The 25975-nt window shown below is 38.9% G+C and carries 23 protein-coding genes and 5 pseudogenes; 17 read left to right on the forward strand and 11 right to left on the reverse strand.

Translation table 11 applies throughout. The features are described from left to right. Window positions 1-17 precede the first annotated feature (17 nt). The 5 genes from VSAL_RS06730 to VSAL_RS06750 form a co-directional block, all read right to left on the reverse strand. Window positions 18-515 (reverse strand): peptidylprolyl isomerase, encoded by a 498-nt coding sequence (locus tag VSAL_RS06730; protein WP_012549972.1) that lies wholly within the window; start codon window positions 513-515, stop codon window positions 18-20. A gap of 142 nt (window positions 516-657) precedes the next feature. Then, window positions 658-1503, reverse strand: a complete 846-nt coding sequence (bla, locus tag VSAL_RS06735) for a class A beta-lactamase (RefSeq protein WP_197535571.1) — start codon at window positions 1501-1503, stop codon at window positions 658-660. Window positions 1504-1525: 22 nt separating this feature from the next. Further along, entirely contained in the window at window positions 1526-2446 is a 921-nt protein-coding gene (locus VSAL_RS06740; RefSeq protein ID WP_012549974.1) for a 1-aminocyclopropane-1-carboxylate deaminase/D-cysteine desulfhydrase, read from the reverse strand. An 89-nt stretch (window positions 2447-2535) separates the two neighbouring features. After that, window positions 2536-2880, reverse strand: coding sequence for a YajD family HNH nuclease (locus tag VSAL_RS06745; RefSeq protein ID WP_012549975.1), 345 nt, complete (start codon window positions 2878-2880; stop codon window positions 2536-2538). 170 nt (window positions 2881-3050) lie between these two features. Then, a complete protein-coding gene (locus tag VSAL_RS06750) occupies window positions 3051-3494 on the reverse strand; it encodes a hypothetical protein (protein WP_012549976.1) in 444 nt (147 codons plus the stop codon). A 274-nt stretch (window positions 3495-3768) separates the two neighbouring features. Here VSAL_RS06750 and VSAL_RS06755 point away from each other — a divergent pair, with 274 nt between their 5' ends. The 3 genes from VSAL_RS06755 (at window position 3769) to VSAL_RS06765 (ending at window position 6185) form a co-directional block, all read left to right on the forward strand. Then, entirely contained in the window at window positions 3769-4236 is a 468-nt protein-coding gene (locus VSAL_RS06755; RefSeq protein WP_012549977.1) for a methyltransferase family protein, read from the forward strand. A 194-nt stretch (window positions 4237-4430) separates the two neighbouring features. Then, entirely contained in the window at window positions 4431-5294 is an 864-nt protein-coding gene (locus tag VSAL_RS06760; RefSeq protein WP_012549978.1) for a LysR family transcriptional regulator, read from the forward strand. Between the two features lie 114 nt (window positions 5295-5408). Further along, window positions 5409-6185: an outer membrane lipoprotein-sorting protein gene (locus VSAL_RS06765; RefSeq protein ID WP_231850895.1), complete on the forward strand. Its 777-nt coding sequence runs from the start codon at window positions 5409-5411 to the stop codon at window positions 6183-6185. 75 nt (window positions 6186-6260) lie between these two features. Here VSAL_RS06765 and VSAL_RS06770 read toward each other — a convergent pair whose 3' ends face one another. Beyond that, complete coding sequence (locus tag VSAL_RS06770; RefSeq protein ID WP_012549980.1) at window positions 6261-7175, reverse strand: LysR substrate-binding domain-containing protein; 915 nt, start codon at window positions 7173-7175, stop codon at window positions 6261-6263. A gap of 110 nt (window positions 7176-7285) precedes the next feature. On the opposite strand from VSAL_RS06770, the gene VSAL_RS06775 reads away from it, so the two are divergent. The 6 genes and pseudogenes from VSAL_RS06775 to VSAL_RS06800 all read left to right on the forward strand — a co-directional run bounded on the left by VSAL_RS06775 (window position 7286) and on the right by VSAL_RS06800 (window position 14415). Beyond that, window positions 7286-9277: a CocE/NonD family hydrolase gene (locus VSAL_RS06775; RefSeq protein WP_012549981.1), complete on the forward strand. Its 1992-nt coding sequence runs from the start codon at window positions 7286-7288 to the stop codon at window positions 9275-9277. Window positions 9278-9297: 20 nt separating this feature from the next. After that, window positions 9298-10821 (forward strand): BCCT family transporter, encoded by a 1524-nt coding sequence (locus tag VSAL_RS06780; protein WP_012549982.1) that lies wholly within the window; start codon window positions 9298-9300, stop codon window positions 10819-10821. Window positions 10822-11128: 307 nt separating this feature from the next. Further along, window positions 11129-12022, forward strand: coding sequence for a DnaJ C-terminal domain-containing protein (locus VSAL_RS06785; protein ID WP_012549983.1), 894 nt, complete (start codon window positions 11129-11131; stop codon window positions 12020-12022). 176 nt (window positions 12023-12198) lie between these two features. Next, on the forward strand, window positions 12199-12513 hold the full coding sequence (tnpA, locus tag VSAL_RS06790; RefSeq protein WP_012548925.1) for an IS66 family insertion sequence element accessory protein TnpA: 315 nt from the start codon (window positions 12199-12201) through the stop codon (window positions 12511-12513). Beyond that, window positions 12510-12857 (forward strand): IS66 family insertion sequence element accessory protein TnpB, encoded by a 348-nt coding sequence (tnpB, locus tag VSAL_RS06795; protein WP_012548924.1) that lies wholly within the window; start codon window positions 12510-12512, stop codon window positions 12855-12857. Before tnpA (VSAL_RS06790) ends, tnpB (VSAL_RS06795) begins: the two co-directional genes overlap by 4 nt. A gap of 71 nt (window positions 12858-12928) precedes the next feature. Continuing rightward, a pseudogene (locus VSAL_RS06800) lies at window positions 12929-14415 on the forward strand (IS66-like element ISVsa2 family transposase). Between the two features lie 12 nt (window positions 14416-14427). Here VSAL_RS06800 and VSAL_RS23710 read toward each other — a convergent pair. Both VSAL_RS23710 and VSAL_RS06805 read right to left on the reverse strand, forming a co-directional pair. Continuing rightward, complete coding sequence (locus VSAL_RS23710; RefSeq protein WP_129546031.1) at window positions 14428-14562, reverse strand: DUF805 domain-containing protein; 135 nt, start codon at window positions 14560-14562, stop codon at window positions 14428-14430. 142 nt (window positions 14563-14704) lie between these two features. After that, on the reverse strand, window positions 14705-15508 hold the full coding sequence (locus VSAL_RS06805; protein ID WP_012549984.1) for an XRE family transcriptional regulator: 804 nt from the start codon (window positions 15506-15508) through the stop codon (window positions 14705-14707). A gap of 261 nt (window positions 15509-15769) precedes the next feature. On the opposite strand from VSAL_RS06805, the gene murQ reads away from it, so the two are divergent. The 4 genes and pseudogenes from murQ to VSAL_RS06825 all read left to right on the forward strand — a co-directional run bounded on the left by murQ (window position 15770) and on the right by VSAL_RS06825 (window position 19046). Continuing rightward, a complete protein-coding gene (murQ, locus tag VSAL_RS06810; protein WP_012549985.1) occupies window positions 15770-16672 on the forward strand; it encodes an N-acetylmuramic acid 6-phosphate etherase in 903 nt (300 codons plus the stop codon). Between the two features lie 59 nt (window positions 16673-16731). After that, window positions 16732-17530 (forward strand): annotated as a pseudogene (locus VSAL_RS22550) (PTS transporter subunit EIIB). A gap of 152 nt (window positions 17531-17682) precedes the next feature. Next, window positions 17683-18222, forward strand: a complete 540-nt coding sequence (locus VSAL_RS06820) for a YaeQ family protein (protein WP_012549986.1) — start codon at window positions 17683-17685, stop codon at window positions 18220-18222. Window positions 18223-18332: 110 nt separating this feature from the next. Further along, window positions 18333-19046 (forward strand): sulfite exporter TauE/SafE family protein, encoded by a 714-nt coding sequence (locus VSAL_RS06825; RefSeq protein WP_044583225.1) that lies wholly within the window; start codon window positions 18333-18335, stop codon window positions 19044-19046. Window positions 19047-19053: 7 nt separating this feature from the next. Here VSAL_RS06825 and VSAL_RS06830 read toward each other — a convergent pair whose 3' ends face one another. After that, entirely contained in the window at window positions 19054-19947 is an 894-nt protein-coding gene (locus VSAL_RS06830; RefSeq protein ID WP_044583226.1) for a LysR family transcriptional regulator, read from the reverse strand. Between the two features lie 142 nt (window positions 19948-20089). Between VSAL_RS06830 and VSAL_RS06835 the strand changes: the two are divergent. From VSAL_RS06835 to VSAL_RS06850, 4 genes and pseudogenes are all read left to right on the forward strand, one after another. Then, window positions 20090-20266 (forward strand): annotated as a pseudogene (locus VSAL_RS06835) (MBL fold metallo-hydrolase); the annotation flags it as partial. Between the two features lie 84 nt (window positions 20267-20350). Beyond that, entirely contained in the window at window positions 20351-20665 is a 315-nt protein-coding gene (gene tnpA, locus VSAL_RS06840) for an IS66 family insertion sequence element accessory protein TnpA (protein ID WP_012548925.1), read from the forward strand. Next, window positions 20662-21008, forward strand: a pseudogene (gene tnpB, locus VSAL_RS23800) (IS66 family insertion sequence element accessory protein TnpB). The gene tnpA (VSAL_RS06840) and the pseudogene tnpB (VSAL_RS23800) overlap by 4 nt, the downstream one beginning before the upstream one ends. Before the next feature lie 71 nt (window positions 21009-21079). Beyond that, window positions 21080-22568, forward strand: a pseudogene (locus tag VSAL_RS06850) (IS66-like element ISVsa2 family transposase). A 136-nt stretch (window positions 22569-22704) separates the two neighbouring features. On the opposite strand, the gene VSAL_RS06855 reads toward VSAL_RS06850, so the two are convergent. Both VSAL_RS06855 and VSAL_RS06860 read right to left on the reverse strand, forming a co-directional pair. After that, on the reverse strand, window positions 22705-23394 hold the full coding sequence (locus VSAL_RS06855; RefSeq protein WP_012549989.1) for a TSCPD domain-containing protein: 690 nt from the start codon (window positions 23392-23394) through the stop codon (window positions 22705-22707). Between the two features lie 86 nt (window positions 23395-23480). After that, window positions 23481-25634, reverse strand: a complete 2154-nt coding sequence (locus tag VSAL_RS06860) for an adenosylcobalamin-dependent ribonucleoside-diphosphate reductase (RefSeq protein ID WP_012549990.1) — start codon at window positions 25632-25634, stop codon at window positions 23481-23483. Window positions 25635-25975 lie beyond the last annotated feature (341 nt).

Genomic DNA, 25975 nt, shown 5'->3' on the forward strand with positions numbered 1-25975 from the left:
GGAGAGTAATGCGTTTGTTACTCTTCAATAATAGTCACTTTTTCAATAATGATACTCTCTTTTGGAACATCATCAAATTCACCCATTGATTTTGTTTTTATTTTGGCAATTTTCTTAACTACGTCCATACCAATAGTGACTTCACCAAACACGGTATAGCCCCAACCCGTATTGGTTGTTGCCGTGTGATCAAGAAAGGTATTATTAGCGATGTTAATAAAAAACTCACTGGTTGCAGAGTGAGGCGCATCGGTACGAGCCATCGCGATTGTACCATTTAAGTTTTTTAAACCACGGTTTGCTTCATTAACAATAGGGGCGCGCATTTCTTTCTCTTGCATATCAGCAGTAAACCCGCCGCCTTGGATCATAAAACCTTTAATCACGCGATGAAAAATTGTACCTTCATAAAAACCGTCTTGGCAGTACTTTAAAAAGTTCTTTGAGCTAACCGGTGCTTTTTCTTTATTAAGCTCAATATGAATATCGCCAAAGTTGGTAGTTAAAATAATCATCTTTCAGTAACCGTGTAAGTTAAAAATTAAGGAGCGACAGTATACGCATTTACCTCTTCAAGCTATATAGAAAAGGCATTATTCATAAAACGAGAATCAGTGAACCGAGGCGTTAATTAAGTGAACTTTGGCTTCACGAGTTCTATTTTACGTTGAATTGTGTAAATAATGCGGAGCCAACGTGAACGATAATGTCATTACGCTCTGCCAATGTAAGGTCCGTTTGAGTTAGATAAATACTGATGATCAACGGTAAGCGATGTTCATTCCAAATAATTGCGGTGATCCCACGAGACCCATAACCTCCAGCCCCTGAGCGATCAGCAATAGACCAATGTATTGGTAAAATAGATCGTAATAGGGGATCAGACACCTTGTTATCCATCATCCACTTTTTCAGTGTCACTTTATCGGTAGTGGTCAGTGTATTACCTAACAGAAGTTTGTTAATGGTATGAACCATTGCAATAGGTGTTGTTGTGTCTCTGATATCGCCTTTTTTTGCCTCATTCAATGTAGGTTCAATGCGATCCAGTTGTGTCGTGCTATCACCCATTAATCGAAGAAAAGCAGTTAGCGAACTTGGGCTGCCTATTTGCTGTAATACGATATTGGCGGCGGTGTTATCACTCATGAGCATTGTGGCTTCACAGGCTTTTTCTGTAGAAATGCTTTTACCTACGTACTTTTCTGTTATTGGAGACCAAGGGATTAAATCCTTTTGTGCGATGGCTGTTTCAGTTTTTTTATTAATGATTTTTTTGTCTGCGTCATGCAGCATCTTCGCACAAGCAAGTGTTTTAAAGGTGCTCATCATTGGAAATCGTTGATTGCCTTTATAGCTCCATATTTGGTTTGTTTTGGTATCTAAAACGGCCACACCAATGTCACCGGATGTTTGTTTTTCAAGATCGATCATAGTGTCATTAAGTGATGCCGCCATTGAGGTGTTGGCGAATAGCATAAATAAGATAAAAAATGGGGTCAAAACCGTCTTACGTATCATGTCATTAGTTCTCATATTTTCTTATGTATCTCGGTAGCATGCTTTCATTACCTAACAAGCCGCCTTGGTGGATATAAACAAGTGTGGTATTGGGATTGTTCGGTAGCCAATCAACTAGACAACGCCACATTAATGGGTCATACAGCAATTCAAACTCTACATTGGTTTGGTCGTGTAAGTGTTTCCAAATATCGTAATCGTGACGGTATAATTTACCAAAGTGATGTTTTTTAGTTGGTGTTAATATTTCAGGATGGTCGGTTTCACCAAGTTCCAGAAATTGATCTGTGAGATACTGATTTCCGCCAACGCAAGCACAGGTAATAACTTTGGTATCGTGTGCTTTTAAATGCTTATGAAGAAAGAGTGCGGTTGTTCCTGTACCTGATGGTAAAGCAACCGTTAGAGAGGAGAGTGCCTGTTCTTCTTTCCAAATGATAAGTTCTTGAGCTAATTGCTTTACGCCACTTTCTGCCAGACCACAACGACCACCTTCAGGTACAAATAATTCATGTTCTTTAGGCTGTCTTATATGTTGAATGTAATCCAAACTGCTTAAGACTGAACCATCATCTTGTTTTGCACTTTCAAGTGAATTTAGAGCAATAATATTTGCCCCAAGATCTAACGCCGCGCGGTAATTTCCTTTGGGATTCTCTTTTAAAAAAGAGGGGATATGATCAACATAAAAATCGAGGTGCCATTCTTTTAATGTCGCCAATGCGGCTAATGAGTACAGTGAATTTGCTTGTGGTGAGCCGTAGCCAATCAGTGTCGTGATATTTGGAAAGTCACCTTCTAATAGTCCCATGAACTTTCGAGCTTTGTTACCAGAGAATTGGGGATGAAGTTGGTCGTCGCGTTTTAAATAGAAATCGACACCATTGAATTGATGTTGAGTTACTGGGCTATTTTCGATTTTCATGATGAGGTTTGAATATAAAAGAAGAGGGGAAGATAATGACCTTTCTGTTCGTTAGAAAGGTCATATAAGGCGTTGATGATAATTAATAATTACTTTTTCATCATCGCTTTTAAAGCCGCAAACGGATTGTGTGTTGCTGATTGGTGATCATCTTCACCTGCTTTAATCTCTGAGCCATATTGATCGTGCTCTGTGTATTTAGAGTGCTCGTGATCATGGCAGAACAAACATAATAGTTCCCAATTACTGCCATCATTTGGATTGTTGGTGTGGTCGTGATCTTTATGGTGAACCGTTAATTCTCGTAGGTTTGAATACACAAATTCACGAGCACAATTACCACAAACCCAAGGGTATAGTTTTAATGCTTTTTCACGGTAACCACTTTCTTGACGGGCATAAGTGCTACTAGAGCCATAAAAATCAGATGACATAATAATCAATTTCCTTTCTAACCTTTTAATTATAAAGGTTTTTCTTTAAAAATAACGACTTAGCATAAGAGCTTCATGTATATATAAACATATAAATACCCATAACGGTATTGTTTTACATCACAATGCAGTCATTTTTTTAAAGTGAGGAATGTACGTAGATTGATGAATTATTTCTGATTCACTTTGTTATTGCTTTTCTTTAAAAGACATTGAATCGCAAAGGTAATTAAAGACGCTTTAAATATATGCACAAAAGCAGTGTATTGACCAAAAAATGTCAGTGGAACGAAGAGAAATATGATTAATAGAATAATAATGAATTCGTAACGGCCAAGATTTCTTATCTCCCATCTTTTTATATCCTTGCTCTTTTCTTCATCCGTTTTAACGGAATCATTATGATTTCTAATTGATAAGAACAACAAAGGGAAGGTGATAAGTAAAAACAGGGGACGAAATTCAACGAATCCGAAATAATCACGATGTTGTAATAATGAATCCATACAAAAAACAACAAGGGTAGTTGCGACTAAATATCGCCAAAAGTGATGTGATTTGATCATTTTTTCTAAATCTTTAAGACGTAAGTTTTTTAAATTCTCATTATTCATTTTTACTTCACTTAAATACGATTGATAACTATTATCAATAAATTATACAAAAAAAGTATAAAAAAGATATTGTTTTATTGAGTTTTTTTGAGGTAAAGGGGCTAGAAAATAGAACGGTGAATTTTGAGAAGGAAGGATTAAGACTAAGCGTTGTGCCGTTATTGACCTATATTTCTTGAATAATTAAGAAAAGGCCAGTGACATTGTAATCTTGACTGTTAAAGTAAGCGCTGGATCTATATGGACAGAGAATCACCGTGTGAAAGGAGAACAAATGCGCTCAAAATTAGAACTGAGAGTTCCGCCCCCGTTAGTCATGTTGTTGTTTATGGCAACTGTGTTCGTTTTTGACTACCTTGCTCCTTTTAACCTGTTTTACTTGCCTTGGTTGAGCTACGTTCTTGTTCTCAGTTTGATTACTTTAGGTGGGGGAATTGCGTTGTGCGGAGTAAAAGAATTTCGAGAGGCAAAAACAACGGTTAATCCACTTAAACCAGAAAGCAGTTCTTCATTAGTGAGCTCTGGTATTTATCAATACACTCGTAATCCTATGTACCTTGGGCTACTACTGGCTTTGTTGAGTAGTGTTGCTTATACCCAACATCCACTTGGTTTAGTGAGTGCGTTAGGTTTTGTTCTTTATATGAATCGTTTTCAAATTGAACCAGAAGAAAAAATGCTGGTTAAATTGTTTGGTGAGGACTTTAAAGTGTATGCCAATCAGGTGAAGCGTTGGTTTTAATTAGGGGATATTCTCACTAGTATGGTGCGGTCTGGGTCTTATTCCTCTCATTCTAATTGCTGAAATGGTACCAGATACCCAGAATTGTGTTTTACTCATCATCATCTCTCTATTTTTGATTGTTATCGTGATTGTTTGAATGAGATTAAGTATATTAATTTCATTAATGATGAAAAATAGCGAGATATAAAAGTATGAATTCCATATTTGGAACTATTGATGATCTGTTTTTGTTTTGTAAAGTAGTGCAACTGGGATCTCAACAAGCAGCCGCAAAAGCATTGGGATTACCCGTTTCGACCGTCTCACGCCGTTTATCATTAATGGAAGAGAAGCTGAATGTTCGACTGTTAGAGAAGAAAGGTCGAGAGCTTGTTCCGACTCAAACAGGTCAACATTACTATCAGTTATTAGAAGACCAATTTAATCTACTAGAAAGTAACTGCCACCAATTGAGTGAACAGGTTGAAGAGGTTGTTGGAAATATTCGATTGTCTTTGCCTTATCGTTTTTACAATTTCTACGTTAGAGAATTAATTACTGATTTTTTATTAGAGTTCCCACAAACGTCAATTGAAATTAATTTATGCGCCGAAGATGCGTTACCAAAAACAGACCGAGACTTAGTGCTTACGTTTGATATTAGCAGAGCAGAGGACATGATTGCTCGCCCTCTATTCTTAGCTCAGCATGGTGTCTTTGTCGCAACGTCTTATTGGGATAAGCATAAAGTCGCTCAAATCGAAGAACTTGATTGGATTCGATTAGACGATCAAAAGACCATGACATATACCGATCAAACTCAAACATTAAAGCAGATCCACATTCACCCTCGTTTGCAAGTGAATGATATTGGTCAAGTGCTTCATGCCACGGTGAAAGGGCTAGGTGCTGCAACATTACCTTATCATTTGATCATGCCTGAGATGGATCTTATCGAAATATTTTCCGATCATAAGTTCCCACCAAGACAATCTTTTTTGGTGTATAAACAACGAAAATTTCAACCTAAAGCATTAGCTATTTTAATTGAACGTCTCATTGCCACAATGCCTTAATTTTTGACATTATTCTGACTTTTCTTTGAGTTGTTTCGTCTTAGAGGTCACGAAATTATTCGTCAAAACGGATTAAAATAAGTTCATAAATTAAGCATCATGGCTAGGTGTATTATGAAAAATAAAATCAAACTGGTTATTAAAATTGTTCTATTTTTTGCGTTTTTTGGAGTCGTTGGGCATGTTTTTGCTGCAGAAACGCTGTCAGCAAAGGCGATTGTTGAAAAATCAGATAAGCAGATGCGAGGAGAGTCAAGATACATAGAATTGACCATGAACGTCATCCGTCCTGATTCGACACGAAGTCTGAGTATGAAAAGTTGGAATAAAGGAAAAGACCTTTCTTTAGTGCTTGTTACCGCTCCCGCAGAAGAACGGGGAAATGCGTCTCTGAAACGTGACAATGAGATTTGGAATTGGGATCCAAGAGCAGAGAAGGTCAGTAAAATTGTGCCATCAAAATTAGACCGATTTTGGTTGGCATCGGACTTTACGACTAATGATGTGAGCAATCAATCATCGATAGTGGCCGACTATGATCAAACAATCATCAAAGAAGAGGTGATTGACGGCGATAAAACGTGGGTGATTGATGCCATTGCAAAACCAGATGCCCCTATCATGTTGAGCAAAGTGCGTTTATGGATTTCACAAAAGACGTTTATTCAACGTAAAGTCGAATCGTACGATGAGTTTAATAAATTGGTTAATACGATGAGCACGAATGATATTAAAGAGTTTAATGGCCGCAATGTTGCCACTCGTATCGATATGATCCCTGCCAATAAATCGGGTTATAAAACCGAAATTCTTATTAATAAAGCGCATTTTGATTTCATTATTGATGATGAATTTTTCTCTAAATTACAGATGAAATCATTACGTAACTGATTCTTGTAAATTGATGTGAACAACAAACATACACAACGAAAGCCTTAATGGAATAATACGTCTATTAGGGCTTTTTTATGAATTCAAATAGGCACGTTCAGTAGAAATAATCCAATCTACAAAGAGTTGAGAAGCGAAATGATCACTGTCTTCTGAAACCGATAAAAAGAAGGCATTCGTGTTAAATTCAACCGGCTTGGTTAACGCAACCAACCTCCCTTGTTCTATTAATTCCCTTACATGCCAATCCCAAGCTAGTGCAATTCCCGCATCATTAACCGCGGCTTGAATAACGGAAACTTGATCCTCAACTTGAATAACATTTTGAGGCGGTTGGTATTCGATTCCATACACATCAGCCCACGATTGCCAATCTTCCCAAAATGATAAGGTCTCTTTCAGCATAATAACAGGCTGCTGCCAAAGCTGAGATAAATCAGTACATTCAGGTCGTTTTTTTAGAAAATCGGGACTGCATACGAGTAGGACTTTCTCAGCAAAGAGTAAATGATTATTTTTATTGATTGAATCCATAGATGAATAGAAAAAGGCCATATCATAATCCGCATTATCGCCAATGTTCCTGTCATTATTAATCACTAAATTCAATGTGATCTCGGGGTATTTATTACGAAAATCATCCAATTTAGGCAGCAACCAAAAGTGAGAAAAACACGTTCCTATTTCTATATTTAGGGGGAGGGGGTTATGTTCATCATCCATTGGTATGCGCTGACTTGATAGTATCTCTAACGCTTCAATCACACTGTTTAAATAAAGTGCGCCTTTAGGGGTTAGCTCTACACCTTGTTTACCGCGAGTGAATAACTGAGTATTTAAAAAGGCTTCTAACTTTTTTATTTGCTTACTAACCGCTGTAGGGGTGACACATAATTCATCAGCCGCTTTAGTCAACGTTCCTAACCTAGAAGCTGCTTCAAATACAATTAGGCAACTCAGAGAAGGAATATTTTTATGATTAATGGCCATGACTGACACCTATTCTGAACTTTTAGTTAAGGATATGTTAACTAAAAAGCGGTTTACGCACAACGCTAGCCTTCTATGATGTTGATATCAGTTCTATTATTAAGGTTCGCATGAATACAGTTAAAGAAATTCACCATGATTATCTTACGTTACCCGATGGTACTCGCCTTGCTTATCGAGCTTGGATGCCAGAAGATGCCCACACTAACCCAGTCCCTGCTATTTTAGAGTTTCTTCCTTATCGAAAAAATGACGGCACAATCATCCGTGATGAAATCACCATGCCCCAAACGGCTGCACAAGGTTATGCTTGTGTGCGAGTCGATTTAAGAGGGTGTGGAGAATCTGAAGGTTTCATGACGGATGAGTATTCCACTCAAGAATTACAAGATGGCTGTGATGTGATCACTTGGATTGCTGCTCAAGCGTGGTGTAACGGTAATCTTGGTATGGTGGGGATTTCGTGGGGTGGCTTTAATTCTTTACAAGTCGCCGCGTTAAATCCACCTGCTTTAAAAGCAATCATCACCCAGTGTTCAACGGACGACCGCTATCGTGATGACATTCATTTTAATGGTGGCTGTCTATTAAATGACAACATGGATTGGGCTGCGTTTTTTTGGGCTTACGCGCAAGGTCGCTCGCCGGACAAGGCGCTTGTTGGGGAAAACTGGAAAGAAATTTGGCTAGAGCGATTAGAAAATATGCCTTTTTTAGCCAAGCCTTGGTTAACAGAGCAAATACGTAATGACTATTGGAAACACGGTTCGGTGTGTGAAAAATATTCTGATATTAAGATCCCAGTATATGCAATGGGAGGCTGGGCTGATGGTTATCGTAATACCGTATTTACTTTGCTTCAGAATCTTGATGTTCCGACAAAAGGGTTAGTGGGACCTTGGGCGCATAAATACCCCAATATCGCGTTTCCTAATCCTAAAATGGATTACGTAAAAGAATCGGTACGTTGGTGGGATCGCTGGCTTAAAGGTATCGATAACGGAATTATGGATGAGCCTAAACTCAATTATTATTTACAAGACAGTGTGACGCCGGCAACGGATTATGACACTCGTCCAGGGAAGTGGGTATCGGAACCTGATTGGCCCTCTGACAATACGCAATATCAAATTTGGCATCTATCGGATAGTGGATTGAAAACCACGGCAAGTGAATCGGATACGATGAGTATTTGCTCACCACAAACGGTTGGGCTTGATGGTGGCCGCTTTTGCGCGGGCATTCGATTAGATATGGAGCATCCTGCGGATCAACGTATAGATGACTCTGGATCATTGGTGTTTGATTCTCTGATATTAGAGCAAGAGGTATCGATTGCAGGCCAAGTGCTCGCTAATCTCAATTTGTCGAGTGATAAACCTCAAGCGAGTGTGATTGTTCGAATTTCTGATGTACATCCTAATGGGCAAGTAACAAAAGTCAGCCATGGTATTTTAAATTTGACTCATAGAGACAGTCATGAGTTTCCCCAAGCGTTAAATCCTGATGAAAGGTATGACATTGAAATAAAAGTAAATCACATGGCGTATGTTATCCCTAAAGGGCATAAAATTCGTATTGCGATTTCGACCGCTTACTGGCCTCTTATTTGGCCGACAGCAGATAATGCAACACTGACTGTTTACCCACAACACAGTTCGATTACTTTGCCAGTTAATGCTCAACCAATATGTTCAAAATCAGTACCAGAGCACAATAAAACCGTTTCGTTTAACGGTAAGATATTAAGACCGTCAGACAGTAAACGGGTGACTCATCGGGACTACAAAACCGGGGTCGTAACGCTTGAAACTATGGAGGATTTTGGACGACAATTTTATGAATCATCACAAAGTGAAATCGATTTTATTATTCATCAAGAACTGAGCATTCATCCTGATGATCCTTTGAGTGCCAAAAATGATATCCGATTGAAAGTGGATATGGGACGTGAAGGGTGGTGGACAGGGATTGAATGCCATTATGAAATGATTTGTGACCATGATTATTTTTATATCACAGCAAACTGGAAAGCTTTTTATGACAATGATGTCGTTTTTGAAAAGCAGTTTACAGAAACTATCAAGCGTCACTTTATGTAAGCACGTTCAAGGAAGAAATCATGTTAAAATCAATACGCCCTTTGGTGTTTTTCCCTACATTTTTAGTTTTAGTGGCAGCACTGATTCTCAGTCTTGTGGATCTAAAAAGTTTTACTGCGTTAACAAGCGCCGCAAATAGCTTTGTATTGGATAAGTTCTCTTGGTTATTTAGTTTCGGTAGTTTTTATCTTTTAGTTCTCATCGTCATTACCTATTTTTCTAAAATCAGTGACGTCCGTATTGGCGGAGAAAACAGTGTTCCACGCATCAGTAAGCCACGGTGGTTTATGATTGTGTTATGTACCACATTAGCTGTTGGTGTTCTTTTCTGGACCACTGCGGAACCTATCTATCATTTACATACACCACCAGAAAGTCTGGGTATAGAGCCGGGCAGTCCGAATGCAATCTTGTTTGCTTTTTCTGCTATGTTTTTACATTGGGGACCAACGCCTTACGCTATTTATGCGGTTCCGGCTCTCATCTTCGCACTGACTTTTTATAATTTAAAATTACCATTCTCTATTACTAGCCCATTACGTCCAATCTTTGGTCGTTATATTAATGATAAAGTTGCGGATGTGATTGATGCGCTTGCTTTATATTCACTGGTTGTGGGCATGGCATCGTCATTAGGTACGGGTGCGTTAACGATGCTTGGCGGTGTCAGTCAGTTTATAGATATTGAGAGAAACGCCGTTACTTTAGGCATATTCATTGCCATGATTGTTGTAACCTTTTTAGTGTCTGCTGCGAGTGGGTTAACAAAGGGGATTGCTCGACTTTCTGCGGCCAATTTTTGGATGCTTATTGCATTACTTGTGTTTGTTTTTATCTGTGGACCGACCGTATATATCTTATCTATCGGGGTTGAAGGGCTAGGTGCTTATTTACAAAACTTCTTCCGATTAAGTTTATTTACCGGACAGGCTGCGAATGACCCTTGGCCTCAATATTGGAGTGTGTTCTATTGGGCGGTTTGGTTTGCTTGGGCGCCTATTACCGCAATGTTCTTGGGGAAAATTGCACGAGGCTATACCGTAAAAGAGTTTATCCAAATGAATGTTATTTATCCTAGTTTATTTATTCTTGTTTGGGTTTCGGTTTTTTCTGGAACCGCTGTTCACATGGATACGGAAACGAACGGTGGATTGAATGATATATTAAGTAATGGTGGTATTGAGCAATTATTGTATTACATCGTACATCAATTACCATTTGGTGGAGTAACATCGTTTTTCTTAGTCTTAGTTGCTTTTATTTCTTACGTAACCGCGGCCGATTCGAGTACGGATGCGATTGGTGATCTTTGTACTAAAGGGTTCAACTCCGATTCAGAAGACGGTACGTCATTACCGATTAAGATGCTCTGGGGAACGATCATTGGTTTGGTTGCTTGGATAATGGTGAGTACGGTTGGTATCGATGGGGTTAAACAGTTGTCTAATTTAGGCGGATTACCTGCAACTATTATTATTCTCTGTTGTAGCTTAACTCTGATTTATTGGATACGAAAACCAGAGATGCTTACCGGAAAGAAATAATCGTGAGTACAGCGTAAAATAAAAAGATCGCAGCCATTAATAAGCTGCGATTTTTTTATAATGGGATTACAGTGAGAAAGATATTACGTTTACGTCATTATTATTCTATTTATTAATACTTAAATAGAGTGATTTTGTGTGGAAATTGGCAATGTAAAGAAGATAAATGGCAAGAACTTACCGCATAATGTGAGATAGATCTTGACCTTAATCTGATAGGACATAAACTCCATTGATTAGTATTATTTTATAACAGGCGTTTGAGCTCTCTCTGACGCCTGTTTCTATTCATTGACGAGGTTGAGTCATGTCTAAACGTGATTATTATGAAGTCCTTGGTGTCTCTAAAAGCAGCACAGAAAAAGAGATTAAAAAAGCGTACAAACGTCTTGCGATGAAATACCACCCAGATAAGAATCAGGGTGATCCACAAGCCGCAGACAAGTTCAAAGAAATCAAAGAAGCGTATGAAATTTTAACGGATGCCGATAAACGCGGGCAATACGATGATTATGGTCACGCTGCATTCCAAAATGGTGGCTCAGGTGGCGGTGGCTTTGGTGGTCAGAGCCAAGGCTACGGCGGATTTGAAGATATTTTTGGTGGTGCATTTGGCGGCGGCGGGCGCAGTCGTGGTGGGTTTGAAGACATGTTCTCTCAACAACGTCGTCCTCGTCCACAAAAAGGCCAAGATCGTCAGTTTAACTTAACAGTTGAATTTGCGGATGCCATTAATGGGTGTGAGCAAGTCATCGAATTACCAATTAATGGCGAGAATAAAAAAATCAACGTCAAAGTACCTGCGGGTATTGATGATGGTGAGAAAATTCGCTTTTCTGGTAAAGGCGAATCTGGAGCCAATGGTGGTCCGGCTGGGGATTTATTAATTCAAATTAATACTCGTCCTCATGAGATTTTAAAACGTGATGGTAACGATTTAATTTGCCCTGTTACAATGGATTTTGCAACCGCAGCCCTTGGTGGTGAAGTTGAGATCCAAACGTTAGAAAGCCGCTTTAAATTGAAAGTGCCAGCAGGTACTCAAAGTGGTCGTAAATTCCGAATGAAAGATAAAGGCGTGAAAGGCCGTAAAGGAATTACAGGGGATCTAATGGTAGAAATTATCGTAGCGACTCCGACAAATCTAACGGATAAGCAAAAAGAATTATTGATGGCGTTTAGAGATCTAGCGACGGCATAAAACACCAATATTTCGAAATTGGAAGGCATGAACGATGAATATATTATTCAGATTGTTCGTGCCTTTTTTGTCTCTGTATTTTTGATGCTATAAGCGTAAGCGTGCGGGGAACTACACCTAACAAATAAAATTCATTATGCGTATCTTACGATCTTTCATTTAACGAGAACGTAATTATGCAAAAAGATAAAAAGAGAACACCAGAGCAATGGCACGCTCTATTTGAATCTCAGCAATCTAGCAAGCTTAGTGCCGCTGAATTTTGTCGTAACCATAATATTCTGCCAAAGACATTTAGTGCACGTAAAGCACGATGGAAACAAAAGATTAACGCTTCTACTTTCTTGAAAGTAGAAGCGTTAACATCAACTATCATCGCCACTCCACAATTACCAGATATTCAACTTTCTATCGGAAAATTGCGATTAACATTGCCAGCTAATACTGAACCTCACTGGATAGGACTCTTATTAAAAGGGTATCAATCATGAATGTATTTACTGATGTTTCCACCATTTATCTTCATCGTGATTTTGTCGATTTTCGCAAGGCCATTAATGGCCTTGTCGTGATTGTTGAGCAAGAAATGCAACTATCACCGTTTAGTGATGCTCTATTTATATTTTGCAATAAGCCTCGTGATAAACTCAAAATATTGTATTGGGATAAAACAGGATTCGCTTTATGGTACAAGCGATTAGATGAAGACCGCTTCAAATGGCCACGAAATATAAATAACGATACGTTAGCATTATCAGAGCAGCAACTGACACTGCTATTACAAGGTTTTGATATCTTAGGACATCAACCGGTACATTATCAAACAACCCTTTAAATAGTTGATTCTCAGTCAAGAATAGGAGGCAACCGATTGATTACCTGTATTATCGTTATATAGTCATCTACATGACTGATAAAATAAAACCACTTCCTGATACCATTGACGAGCTGAAAGCACTTGTGCTTCAGCTTGAAAATAAATATAACCGTCTTCTAGAGCAATTTCGGCTGGCTCAACATCAGCGCTTTGGTAAAAGCAGTGAATCTGACTCGACTCAATTTGATTTATTCAATGAAACAGAAGAAGAAATCATCATTGAAAATGATGACACACAAACGATTACCTACACTCGTCAAAAGCCAAAACGCCAACGCTTACCTGAAGACTTACCGCGTACTGTTATTATCCACGACATAAAAGATAAAACTTGTAAGTGTTGCGGTCTAGAGATGCATGCGATGGGTAAAGACATCAGTGAAAAGTTGGAATTTGTACCAGCTAAAGTGGAAGTTATTCAACATGTTCGTCCTAAATATGCTTGCCGAAATTGTGAAAAAAACAATACTTCAGTAGACATTAAACAAGCCCCAATGCCAGCGTCACCAATCCCTAAAGGGATTGCGACCGCAAGTTTACTTGCTCAAATTATTACGGCTAAATTTCAATACAGTCTTCCACTTTATCGTCAAGAAACGTTATTTCAGCAATGGGGTATCATTATTGGACGGCGAACGATGGCGGATTGGTTAATAAAATGCTCGGTACTATTTACCCCTCTTAATAACGAGTACATCGTATTTTGCTTGAACAACCCACTCTGCATTGTGATGAAACAACGGTAAATGTGTTGGATGTTGAAAAAGCAAAATGTTATATGTGGGTCTACTGCTCTGGCTATGATTCTCCAGGCTCTGGTGTTTTGCCTGGAATTGTACTTTATGATTATCAATCTAGCAGGCATGGCTACCATCCAGTTAACTTTTTAAAAGGTTATAACGGGTATTTACATACCGATGGTTACCAAGGTTATGAACAAACTGAAGCGATTTTAGTTGGCTGTTGGGCACACGCACGTCGACGATTTATTGAGGCTCAACGTGTTCAAGTAAAAGGGAAAACAGGGAGTGCAGATTGGGTATTGAGTAAAATCCAAAAGCTATACCGGATCGAATCGTTATTAAAAGAGGCTTCCCCTGAAGCCAAGTATGTTGCTAGGCAGACAGAAGCCCGCGATTTACTTAAAGAGCTCCGTGATTGGCTTGATAGCGCAGTTAGTCGAGTATCACCTAAAACAAAATTAGGTGAGGCGATTAGCTATACATTAAATCAATGGGATAAATTAGTTCGTTATATTGATGATGGATTGTTATCTATTGATAACAATCGAGCAGAGCGAGCGGTTAAACCGTTTGTTATCGGCCGGAAAAACTGGTTATTTTCGGGTTCAACGGCTGGTGCAGATTCAAGTGCAATGCTTTACAGCATTGTAGAAACAGCAAAGGCAAACGGATTAATCCCTTACGATTATATTAGGTATTGTCTAGATCGTTTATGTGTTGGATCGCCAGATATCGATTCACTTTTACCTTGGAATGTAAAAGACAAGGTGTAGTTCCCCGCACGCTTACTTAGTTTCTACATCAAATGTCATTAATAACAGTCCAAAAAGTACTAATGATTGAACGATCATGAATAATGTACCTAGCCAGAATTGCTTGCGACTAATACGTCCTTGAAAAGAAAATAAGATGTCTTTCATTTTTATATTACCGGTCTATTTAATTACCAACAGGGCAATTATTATGGAGCTGAATTATACTAAACTACAGAGAGGCATGTTGCCTAAATCCATAGGCAATTAATGTTATTTGCTAGAGAAAAGCACCTTATGTTGTTCTCGATTATCTAATGCTGTCGATAGTCGATGAGATTTTATCGATAAGCAATTTGGCACTGTCACTTCTTAATTGAAATAAGGTCATAAAAATTAAATCGGTAATGACGTTTTGTGCCGTACGAGATGAAATGGATGAACTGCGAAACTGACGTTCATCTGCAATGGTATCAATACAATAGCTTGCGACTTTCCTTAATGGACTTTTCTTCGTAGAGGTAAGGGCAATAACCGTCGCTCCTTTTTCTATTGCCATTTGTACATCTGTGTTTGATAGCGTATTCGCGGTAGCGATTTGGACATGACTGTCTTGTTCTGATAACGCTGTCATTCCAATCTTTAGTAATTTAAAGGACAGATCTTTTGCGGTTAATGCGGATCCTCCAATACCAATAATTTGAATTCGGTTAGCATTGTTTAATAACGAGATAATGTGTTCAAACTCTTGGTAATCAATGGCGTTGGTGGTAGCAACTAAGGCGTGGTGTTTTTCTTGAACCAGTTTTTGAGCCATTGTTAATGAAGAATCATCACTGTGGATTTTATTGTGGATTGGCTTTTCTGGTTCGAGGATGGCGTGCTTTCTTCCTATGTCTTCAATTATGGCCAATTTAAAAGCAGTGAATCCTTTAAAGCCCAATTTTTGCGTTAGCTTAATGATGCTAGATTGAGAAACTTGAACTCTATTTGCCAATTCTTGGCTAGAGTAGGCACCGATTGCCGCAGGCTGTTCTAGTATAAAATCTAAAATTTTAATGCCATTGGCTGACAAATTGCTTCTCTGATTTTGTATCTTTTCTAAAATACTCATAATGCCTATCTTTTTTTGAATTAATTATTCCAAATTTACTCTTATTATTCTTGATTGGTTTATTGTTTTTATCTTATTGAAAATTAATGGTTTGTTTCTGTTATTTAACGTGTTCTATCTTACTGTTAATTTTGTTTATTCCACTTATTTTGAGAGTTTAGAATAACTTTTGTTGTGATTTTGGTCACTAAATGGAATTTTTTATTCTTTATGATGGCAACCATTGAAATTGAGAATTTATCTTTTGAAGAGAACGCCATTATGAAAATTGATCTAACCACATTGGTAACAGAAAGCCGTAATCAAGCAAGTGAGCAAATAGATGTGTTATCAACCGTAGAAATGTTGACGGTTATTAATAAAGAAGACCAGAAAGTGGCGTTAGCCGTTGAAGCTATTTTGCCTCAAATCGCTGAAGTTGTAGATGCAATTGCTGTGGCGTTTCAATGTGGTGGGCGTTTGATTTATATCGGTGCAGGCACATCTGGCCGCTTAGGTATTTTGGATGCAAGTGAATGCCCTCCAACCTACGGCTCTAATCCTGACCTGGTTGTGGGTTTAATTGCTGGCGGTCATAAAGCGATTTTAAAAGCAGTAGAAAATGCAGAAGACAACCGTGAATTAGGCGCATCAGATCTGCAAGATTTGGGATTGAACGAGAAAGACGTGCTAGTGGGTATTGCCGCGAGTGGACGTACTCCTTATGTTCTTGGTGCGATGGCATACGCAAAATCAGTCGGTGCAACCGTAGCAACGCTGAGTTGTAACCCAAATAGCCCAATGACAGAACTGGCAGACATCAATATGACACCAGTTGTTGGCCCTGAAATCGTAACTGGCTCTTCTCGTATGAAAGCCGGAACGGCTCAAAAATTGGTTCTGAACATGTTAACAACCGGAGCGATGATCCGCACTGGTAAAGTATTTGGTAACTTGATGGTTGATGTCGAAGCAACCAATGCAAAATTAGTACAGAGACAAAAGAATATTGTTATTGAGGCTACGGGCTGTTCAGAAACGGAAGCCGCAGAGTCGTTATCTCAATGTAATAACCACTGTAAGACAGCGATTCTTATTGTGTTGTCTGGGCTCGATGCGAAAAGTGCGACAGACAAATTGACGGAATATAATGGATTTATTCGCGATGCACTCGCTAATAGCTAACCAGACTATGCAGATCAATATGGTCTGCAATAGCCTCTAGATTGAGAAAGGAAAATGGCATGGCCAAGATAACGACATCAATGGTACAAGAGATATTAAACGCAATTGGTGGCAAAAATAATGTCATTAAATGTGGCAACTGTATGACGCGTTTACGTCTTACTTTGCATGATGACAGCTTAGCGAATCGAGATACGATTAAACGCATTGCAGGTGTGATGGGTTTGGTTGAAAGTGATGATCAATTTCAAATCGTTTTAGGCGCAGGAAAAGCACAAACTGCCGCTGAAATGATGAATGAAATGATGGAGGGAGAAGACAATAGCGACACGCCTGATTCGTCAAAACAAAAAGAGTTGAAAGACGTTGCTTCTGAGCATAAACAGAAACTAAAAAGAAACAAACGAGTGCAACACAGCGATTTTTAAGTAAATTTGCGACCATCTTTACTCCGTTAATTCCGGGTTTCATTGCCGCTGGTTTGTTATTGGGTTTTGCTACGCTATTAGATCAACTTTATATCATGGGAAATGAATCTCCAAATGCCAATTTGGTTTCTTAGGTATAGGTGAGCCGCTTATTTATGGTGTGACATTACCACGAGTAAAACCGTTTATTACGGCGTGTATTGGTGGGTCTGCCGGTGGTTTCTTTATCGGATTAGTGTCTTACATGGGATTACCAGTGGGTTTGAATACGGTATTTGGTCCATCAGGTATTGTCGCATTACCATTAATGACATCAAGCGCGGGTATTTTTGCAGGTATGCTTGTGTTTGCTGCGGGCTTAGTGATTTCTTATGCGGTTGGCTTTATTGCAACGTGGTTCTTTGGCACAAAAAATGTCGATTTAAGCTAAGCTTAGTATTGAAAAAATAAAGAACGAATAAGTACTTTCCCCTATAAGTACGTTAAGGCCTCGCAGGTACCACTGTGAGGTCTTTTTTTATGCCTAGCTAAGCAACAAGAATCGCGTACAATGCCTTCAATTCTCAATAGTTAGGAAAGCCAGTGGCTATCAAACCAACCATCTACAAATTTCGTATCGCGTTAACAGACTTGAATCGTGATCATTATGATTCAGTAAGCTTAACCATTGCTCAGCACCCATCAGAAAGTGAAGAGCGTATGATGGCTCGTGTATTGGCATTTTGTTTGAATGCTGAAGAGCGTTTAACGTTTACGAAAGGATTGTCTGCGATTGATGAGCCGGATATTTGGGTTCGTGAATACGATGATACGATCTCTCTTTGGATTGATGCAGGTGAGCCTGATCCTGAGCGTATGAAAAAAGCGTCACGCCAGTCTAAAGTGACTAAGGTGTACAGCTTTAACTCAAAATCTGAAGTGTGGTGGAAGCAAAACCAAAGTAAATTCAAACAGTATCCTGTTGATGTGGTTCGTTTTGATTCTGTTCAAATACACTCATTTTCTGCATTGTTAGAAAGAACGATGGAAATGTCAGTGATGATCACAGGCGATTCAGCGTTTATTTCAGCTGCGAAAGGTGACTGCGAAGTGACATGGGAAACCTTGCAATCGGTTGAATAAATTCGAAAGGGTAAGCGTGTAATACTGCTGTTTCCTTTCTAACATCTAGTTCATAATGCCTTCTGATATTACTATCATAATAGAAGGCATTTTTTATGGAGCTTCCTCTAATGGATTTAGGTTTGTTGTTTGCGATGATTCTGATTTTTATCGGGTCATTTGTACAAAGTGCGATTGGTTTTGGTTTAGCGATTGTCACGGCACCTCTTTTATTTCTTATTTCGCCGAGTTACGTTCCTGCGCCTATTGTGATTGTTGGTTTGTTTTTATCCATTATTAATGCGTATAAATACAAAGAAAATGTCTCTTTTCGTGGCTTAGGGTATGCATTTTTAGGGCGAATTCCTGGATCGATTCTTGGAGGTTTGCTGCTTTATTATGTTGATGCAAAACTCTTGTCACTTTGGATCGGGGTTGTCGTATTGCTTGCGGTTGTGGTGAGTTTATTGCCTTTTCGCATTGAGCCAAATAATTCAAGAATGACAATAGCTGGTTTTTTCTCTGGTTTGTTCGGTACGAGTTCTGGTATTGGTGGTCCGCCAATGGCGTTGTTATTACAGCACCAAGAGGCGAATTTAATCCGCGCTAATTTATCTGCTTTCTTTGTTGTGAGTAGCCTTATATCGCTAGCGGTGCAAGTCCCTGCTGGTTATATGAGCATGTCGCATTTGTATCTTACTTTACCGTTATTGCCAGCGTCATATGTTGGTTATTTAGTCGCAATGAAAGTGGTGGATAGAATAGACAAAGAGACGATTAGAAACGTGTCTTTAGTGATGTGTTCGATCTCTGGTGTCGCAGCGATTGTGTTAGCGTTAAGATAACGCTAACTTACCAATACCGTGACGTTTTCATTCTTTTGGTTAGAAAATCAATGAAGGCTCTCTGTAAAGGTGTTACTTGTTTTCGTGTCGCGTAAATCGCATAAACGTTTAAGATTTTTGGCTGCCATTCAGGCAGTAATGCCACTAAGTCACCACGATTAATCAAGGGTTGAACGGTAGGAAGGGGTTGTTGGCTAATGCCATTTCCTCGTAATGTCGCGGCAAGTAATACTTCTGACAGGTTTGCACTAATATTCCCCGTAATTGGAACAGACTCTGGCCCATTAGGACCATCAAACACCCATGCAGAACGGCCAAAATAAGTGTAAGAAAGGCAGTTATGTTGACTGAGTGCTTGTACATTTTGAGGCGTGCCATTTTTGGCTAGATAGGAGGGTGAAGCACAAATAATAGAGCGGCATTCGCCTAGACGCTTAGCCACAATATTTGGTTCAACGTCATTCGTAATGCGAATAGCCAGATCAATACGAGATTCAATAATATTTACCGATTCGTCAGTAGAAAGGATATCTATCGAGGTTTCTGGCCACATCGTCACAAATTCATCAATCACATCAATTAAACAACTGTCTATTAATGAATAGCTTGCCGTTATTCGTAGTTGTCCTTTCAGTTTTACTGTATTTTGATTTCGAATGCCATCCAAAGTACCCGCTAACGCTAATAGGTTTCGTGCGGCATCAAGCGTTTCTTCCCCAGGCGTGGTTAGACTGAGGCTTCTTGTGGTTCTATGCAGTAATCTAACGTCCATCCAACTTTCTAACTCAGCCAAATAACGAGACACTTTTGCTCGTGACATGTCGAGATGATCAGCTGCTGCACTCAAACTTTTCTGTTCAACGATTGTGACAAAAACATGTAACGCGGTCAGTCTATCCATCACTTTGCACCTAAAATCCATATGCTCGAAAAATGAAACAGTGAAAGTCAGATTATCGGGTATTTCAACGAAATACAATCTAATAACATGGTCTTTTAATCGTGACGTATTCACAGACTGTTTCTACATATATAGGTAAATTATGACTACATTTTCTGCAATCACTTTAACGAGCGCACTGATATTGACCAGCTATGCATCCGCAGCAGATCTTAATATTTCACCGTACAATCCAGGTAAAGATGGCGTTTTTCCAACGACGTCAGTGCTTGTTAGTGGTGAAAAAGAAGCCATTTTGTTTGACGCGCAATTTAGCATTAAGGTAAGCGTGCGGGGAACTACACCTAACAAATAAAATTCATTATGCGTATCTTACGATCTTTCATTTAACGAGAACGTAATTATGCAAAAAGATAAAAAGAGAACACCAGAGCAATGGCACGCTCTATTTGAATCTCAGCAATCTAGCAAGCTTAGTGCCGCTGAATTTTGTCGTAACCATAATATTCTGCCAAAGACATTTAGTGCACGTAAAGCACGATGGAAACAAAAGATTAACGCTTCTACTTTCTTGAAAGTAGAAGCGTTAACATCAACTATCATCGCCACTCCACAATTACCAGATATTCAACTTTCTATCGGAAAATTGCGATTAACATTGCCAGCTAATACTGAACCTCACTGGATAGGACTCTTATTAAAAGGGTATCAATCATGAATGTATTTACTGATGTTTCCACCATTTATCTTCATCGTGATTTTGTCGATTTTCGCAAGGCCATTAATGGCCTTGTCGTGATTGTTGAGCAAGAAATGCAACTATCACCGTTTAGTGATGCTCTATTTATATTTGCAATAAGCCTCGTGATAAACTCAAAATATTGTATTGGGATAAAACAGGATTCGCTTTATGGTACAAGCGATTAGATGAAGACCGCTTCAAATGGCCACGAAATATAAATAACGATACGTTAGCATTATCAGAGCAGCAACTGACACTGCTATTACAAGGTTTTGATATCTTAGGACATCAACCAGTACATTATCAAACAACCCTTTAAATAGTTGATTCTCAGTCAAGAATAGGAGGCAACCGATTGATTACCTGTATTATCGTTATATAGTCATCTACATGACTGATAAAATAAAACCACTTCCTGATACCATTGACGAGCTGAAAGCACTTGTGCTTCAGCTTGAAAATAAATATAACCGTCTTCTAGAGCAATTTCGACTGGCTCAACATCAGCGCTTTGGTAAAAGCAGTGAATCTGACTCGACTCAATTTGATTTATTCAATGAAACAGAAGAAGAAATCATCATTGAAAATGATGACACACAAACGATTACCTACACTCGTCAAAAGCCAAAACGCCAACGCTTACCTGAAGACTTACCGCGTACTGTTATTATCCACGACATAAAAGATAAAACTTGTAAGTGTTGCGGTCTAGAGATGCATGCGATGGGTAAAGACATCAGTGAAAAGTTGGAATTTGTACCAGCTAAAGTGGAAGTTATTCAACATGTTCGTCCTAAATATGCTTGCCGAAATTGTGAAAAAAACAATACTTCAGTAGACATTAAACAAGCCCCAATGCCAGCGTCACCAATCCCTAAAGGGATTGCGACCGCAAGTTTACTTGCTCAAATTATTACGGCTAAATTTCAATACAGTCTTCCACTTTATCGTCAAGAAACGTTATTTCAGCAATGGGGTATCATTATTGGACGGCGAACGATGGCGGATTGGTTAATAAAATGCTCGGTACTATTTACCCCTCTTAATACCGAGTTACATCGTATTTTGCTTGAACAACCCACTCTGCATTGTGATGAAACAACGGTAAATGTGTTGGATGTTGAAAAAGCAAAAATGTTATATGTGGGTCTACTGCTCTGGCTATGATTCTCCAGGCTCTGGTGTTTTGCCTGGAATTGTACTTTATGATTATCAATCTAGCAGGCATGGCTACCATCCAGTTAACTTTTTAAAAGGTTATAACGGGTATTTACATACCGATGGTTACCAAGGTTATGAACAAACTGAAGCGATTTTAGTTGGCTGTTGGGCACACGCACGTCGACGATTTATTGAGGCTCAACGTGTTCAAGTAAAAGGGAAAACAGGGAGTGCAGATTGGGTATTGAGTAAAATCCAAAAGCTATACCGGATCGAATCGTTATTAAAAGAGGCTTCCCCTGAAGCCAAGTATGTTGCTAGGCAGACAGAAGCCCGCGATTTACTTAAAGAGCTCCGTGATTGGCTTGATAGCGCAGTTAGTCGAGTATCACCTAAAACAAAATTAGGTGAGGCGATTAGCTATACATTAAATCAATGGGATAAATTAGTTCGTTATATTGATGATGGATTGTTATCTATTGATAACAATCGAGCAGAGCGAGCGGTTAAACCGTTTGTTATCGGCCGGAAAAACTGGTTATTTTCGGGTTCAACGGCTGGTGCAGATTCAAGTGCAATGCTTTACAGCATTGTAGAAACAGCAAAGGCAAACGGATTAATCCCTTACGATTATATTAGGTATTGTCTAGATCGTTTATGTGTTGGATCGCCAGATATCGATTCACTTTTACCTTGGAATGTAAAAGACAAGGTGTAGTTCCCCGCACGCTTACATTACAACAGTATTTATGTTCAATTTGATATTTAACACTAATTGTTAGTAGTGTTAAAAATGGCTCTATATTCAATAATATAGAGCCATTTTTATATTTATAGTTTACTGGTTTTTACGATTAACCACACTTAGAGTCGCCACAGTTTAAGCAGGTTTGACAACCGTCTTTAACAACCACGGATTTATTATGGCACTTATAGCAAAGTGTTGCACTTGGTGGAAAACTAGATTCAATCTTCTCTTCTTTCGGTTCTTCTTTAGTCGCTAGTTCTGCTTTTTTTGCGTCTAAAAATGCTTTTTGGTGTTTATCCATTTCAGGATCTTCAATCAAACCAATATCTTTTAAATGTTGTTCAATGACATTACCAATTTCAGCGATTAAAGAAGGCACATATTTGCCTTTATTCCAGTAGCCACCACGAGGGTCAAACACAGAACGAAGCTCTTCTACTAAGAACGTACAATCGCCGCCTTTACGGAAAACGGCAGACATGATACGGGTGAGGGCGATAATCCATTGGTAGTGTTCTAAACTTTTTGAATTAATAAACATTTCGAATGGACGACGGATCTCATGTTTTGTTCCTTCATTTAATATCACATCATTAATCGTGATAAATAAAGAATGTTCAGAAACATGCTCAGGTGTTTTTAGTTTGTAGGTTGAACCTAATAACTTCTCTGGGCGTTGGATCATCTCATGCATTTGCTCTATTGTTTCTTCTGTCTCAGCAACCTGTACTTGTGCGATGTCTTCTTTTGATTTTACTTTAAAGCCAATGATTTTGCTGTCAATTTTCTTGACCATGGTAAACCCTTCTTAATCTTTAAATAGGGAGGGATGCTCCCTAATTTTTATTATTTAGTTATATTGAATTGGATGAGGGCGGTAAATTAAAATTTACCGTAGTAACCTTCTTTTAGCGCATCATATAAATTAGCGGCGGTATGCATCTCACCATCGTACTCAATTTTTTCGTTGCCTTTTGCTTCTAATGTCGAGCCATCTTCTAGCGTAAAGCAATACGTTGTATTTTCTAGGTCTTCTTCTTTAACGAGAACCCCTTGGAATACTTCAGGGTTAAAGCGGAAAGTTGTACAGCCCTTCAATCCTTTGTCGTAAGCATCCATATAAATGTCTTTGAACTCTTCGAATGGGAAGTCTGTTGGTATGTTCGCTGTTTTAGAAATCGATGAATCAATCCATTTCTGAGCCGCAGCCTGTACAGCAACATGTTGCTGAGGGGTTATGTCGTCAGCAGTAATAAAATAATCAGGTAGCTTATTTTCTTCATTAGTACTGTATGGCATTGCTTTGTCGTTAATTAATGCACGGTATGCTAATAATTCATAGCTGTAGACATCAACACTTTCTTTTGATTTTTTACCTGTCTTAATGACATTACGAGTGTAATGGTGTGCAAAGCTTGGCTCTATGCCATTACTTGCATTATTAGCAAGAGATAATGAGATGGTGCCTGTTGGTGCAATAGAACTGTGGTGGGTAAAACGAACACCTTGTTCAATGATCTTAGCGACGAGTTTTGGTTCAATGATTGCCAACTGTTGCATGTAACGACTGTACTTAGCATGCAATACTTTTCCTTTTACTTTATCACCCAGTTTAATGCCATCCTCAGCCATCTCAGGGCGTTGGCGAAGCATTTTTGCTGTCACGATAAAGCTTTCTTCCATGATTGGTGCAGAGCCTTTCTCCGCGGCTAAATCGAGTCCTGACTTCCAACCAGTAACCGCCATTTCTTGAGCAACTTGTTCCGTAAACCCAATGGATTCAATACTGCCATATTTGTGTTGTAGCATCGTTAATGTTGAACCAAGGCCTAAGAAACCCATGCCATGACGACGTTTATGCATGATCTCATGACGTTGTTGCTCTAGTGGTAACTGATTAATTTCAACAACGTTATCAAGCATGCGAGTGAAGATAGAAACGACATTACGATAAGCATCCCAATCAAAAAAAGCAGTGTCAGTAAATGGATTACGGACAAACTTAGTCAAATTAATCGATCCTAATAAACAAGCTCCATAAGGAGGAAGAGGCTGTTCACCACAAGGGTTTGTTGCTCTTATTTCTTCACAGAACCAGTTGTTGTTCATCTGGTTTACTTTGTCGATTAGAATAAAGCCAGGTTCTGCGTAATCATACGTTGATGTCATTATGATGTTCCACAGATTTTGAGCTGGCATCGTACGATAGACCTTACAAGCAACTAAGCCTTCTTCGTTTTCTGCGAACCCTTCTTTTACTGGCCAGTCAGCCCATACCACACTGTTATCGCTGTATAGATCCATGTGATCTAATTTCGCTTCTTTTAGTGTAATTGGAAAAATCAGTTGCCAATCGTTTTGATTTTTAACTGCTTCTACAAAATCTTCGGTAATGAGCAGTGACAAGTTAAATTGGCGTAGGCGGCCATCTTCCCGTTTTGCTCGAATAAAGTCGATAACGTCAGGGTGTCGAATATCCATGGTGCCCATTTGTGCGCCACGGCGTCCACCAGCAGAAGAGACGGTAAAACACATTTTATCGTAGATATCCATGAACGATAGAGGGCCTGACGTGTAAGCGCCAGCACCAGACACAAATGCGCCACGAGGACGTAATGTTGAAAAGTCGTACCCAATACCGCAGCCAGCTTTAAGCGTTAACCCAGCTTCGTGTACTTTTCCTAAAATGTCATCCATAGAGTCAACGATGGTGCCAGAAACGGTACAGTTAATGGTTGATGTTGCCGGTTTATGTTCGAAGGCACCTGCATTTGATGTGATGCGTCCAGCCGGGATTGCACCATTACGCAATGCCCATAAGAATTGTTCATTCCATTGTTTTTGTTCTGCGGGTTGTTCTAAATCAGACAGAGCTTTGGCAACGCGTTTAAAGGTATCGTCCATGGAAAGATCAACACGATTGCCTTGTTTGTTTTTAAGACAATATTTACTCTCCCAAATGTCCATTGAGGTCGATTGGTAAGCAATTTCAGTGGGATTCGCTAGGGAAACTGTCGCATTTTTAGATTGTGGCATGTAGAAGACCTTACTGCGTCATAAAGATAGAAAATGGAATGCAAAACTCAGGAGGGGGGATCAAACCATTATATAATATGATCTTCAAGTCTTGACAAAGAGAAATATGGACATTAGTCAAAAGTTTGTCATAGTGTCGAAAAAATGCCATTTAAATCATGGGTTTATATTGTTGATGTTCTTGTTAAAAAATATAAAAAATAGAGTTGAAAAGTTAGAGATTAGTCATAAAAAAAGAAGTAAAAACATGAGTCAGTCAATAACAAAGTATTATTTCTTTGCGATGAAAATTAAGTGCGGTATTATTTTTTTGGAATGGAGATCAACTTTTACTGGCTATG

Source organism: Aliivibrio salmonicida LFI1238, from assembly GCF_000196495.1.
GTDB lineage: Bacteria > Pseudomonadota > Gammaproteobacteria > Enterobacterales > Vibrionaceae > Aliivibrio > Aliivibrio salmonicida.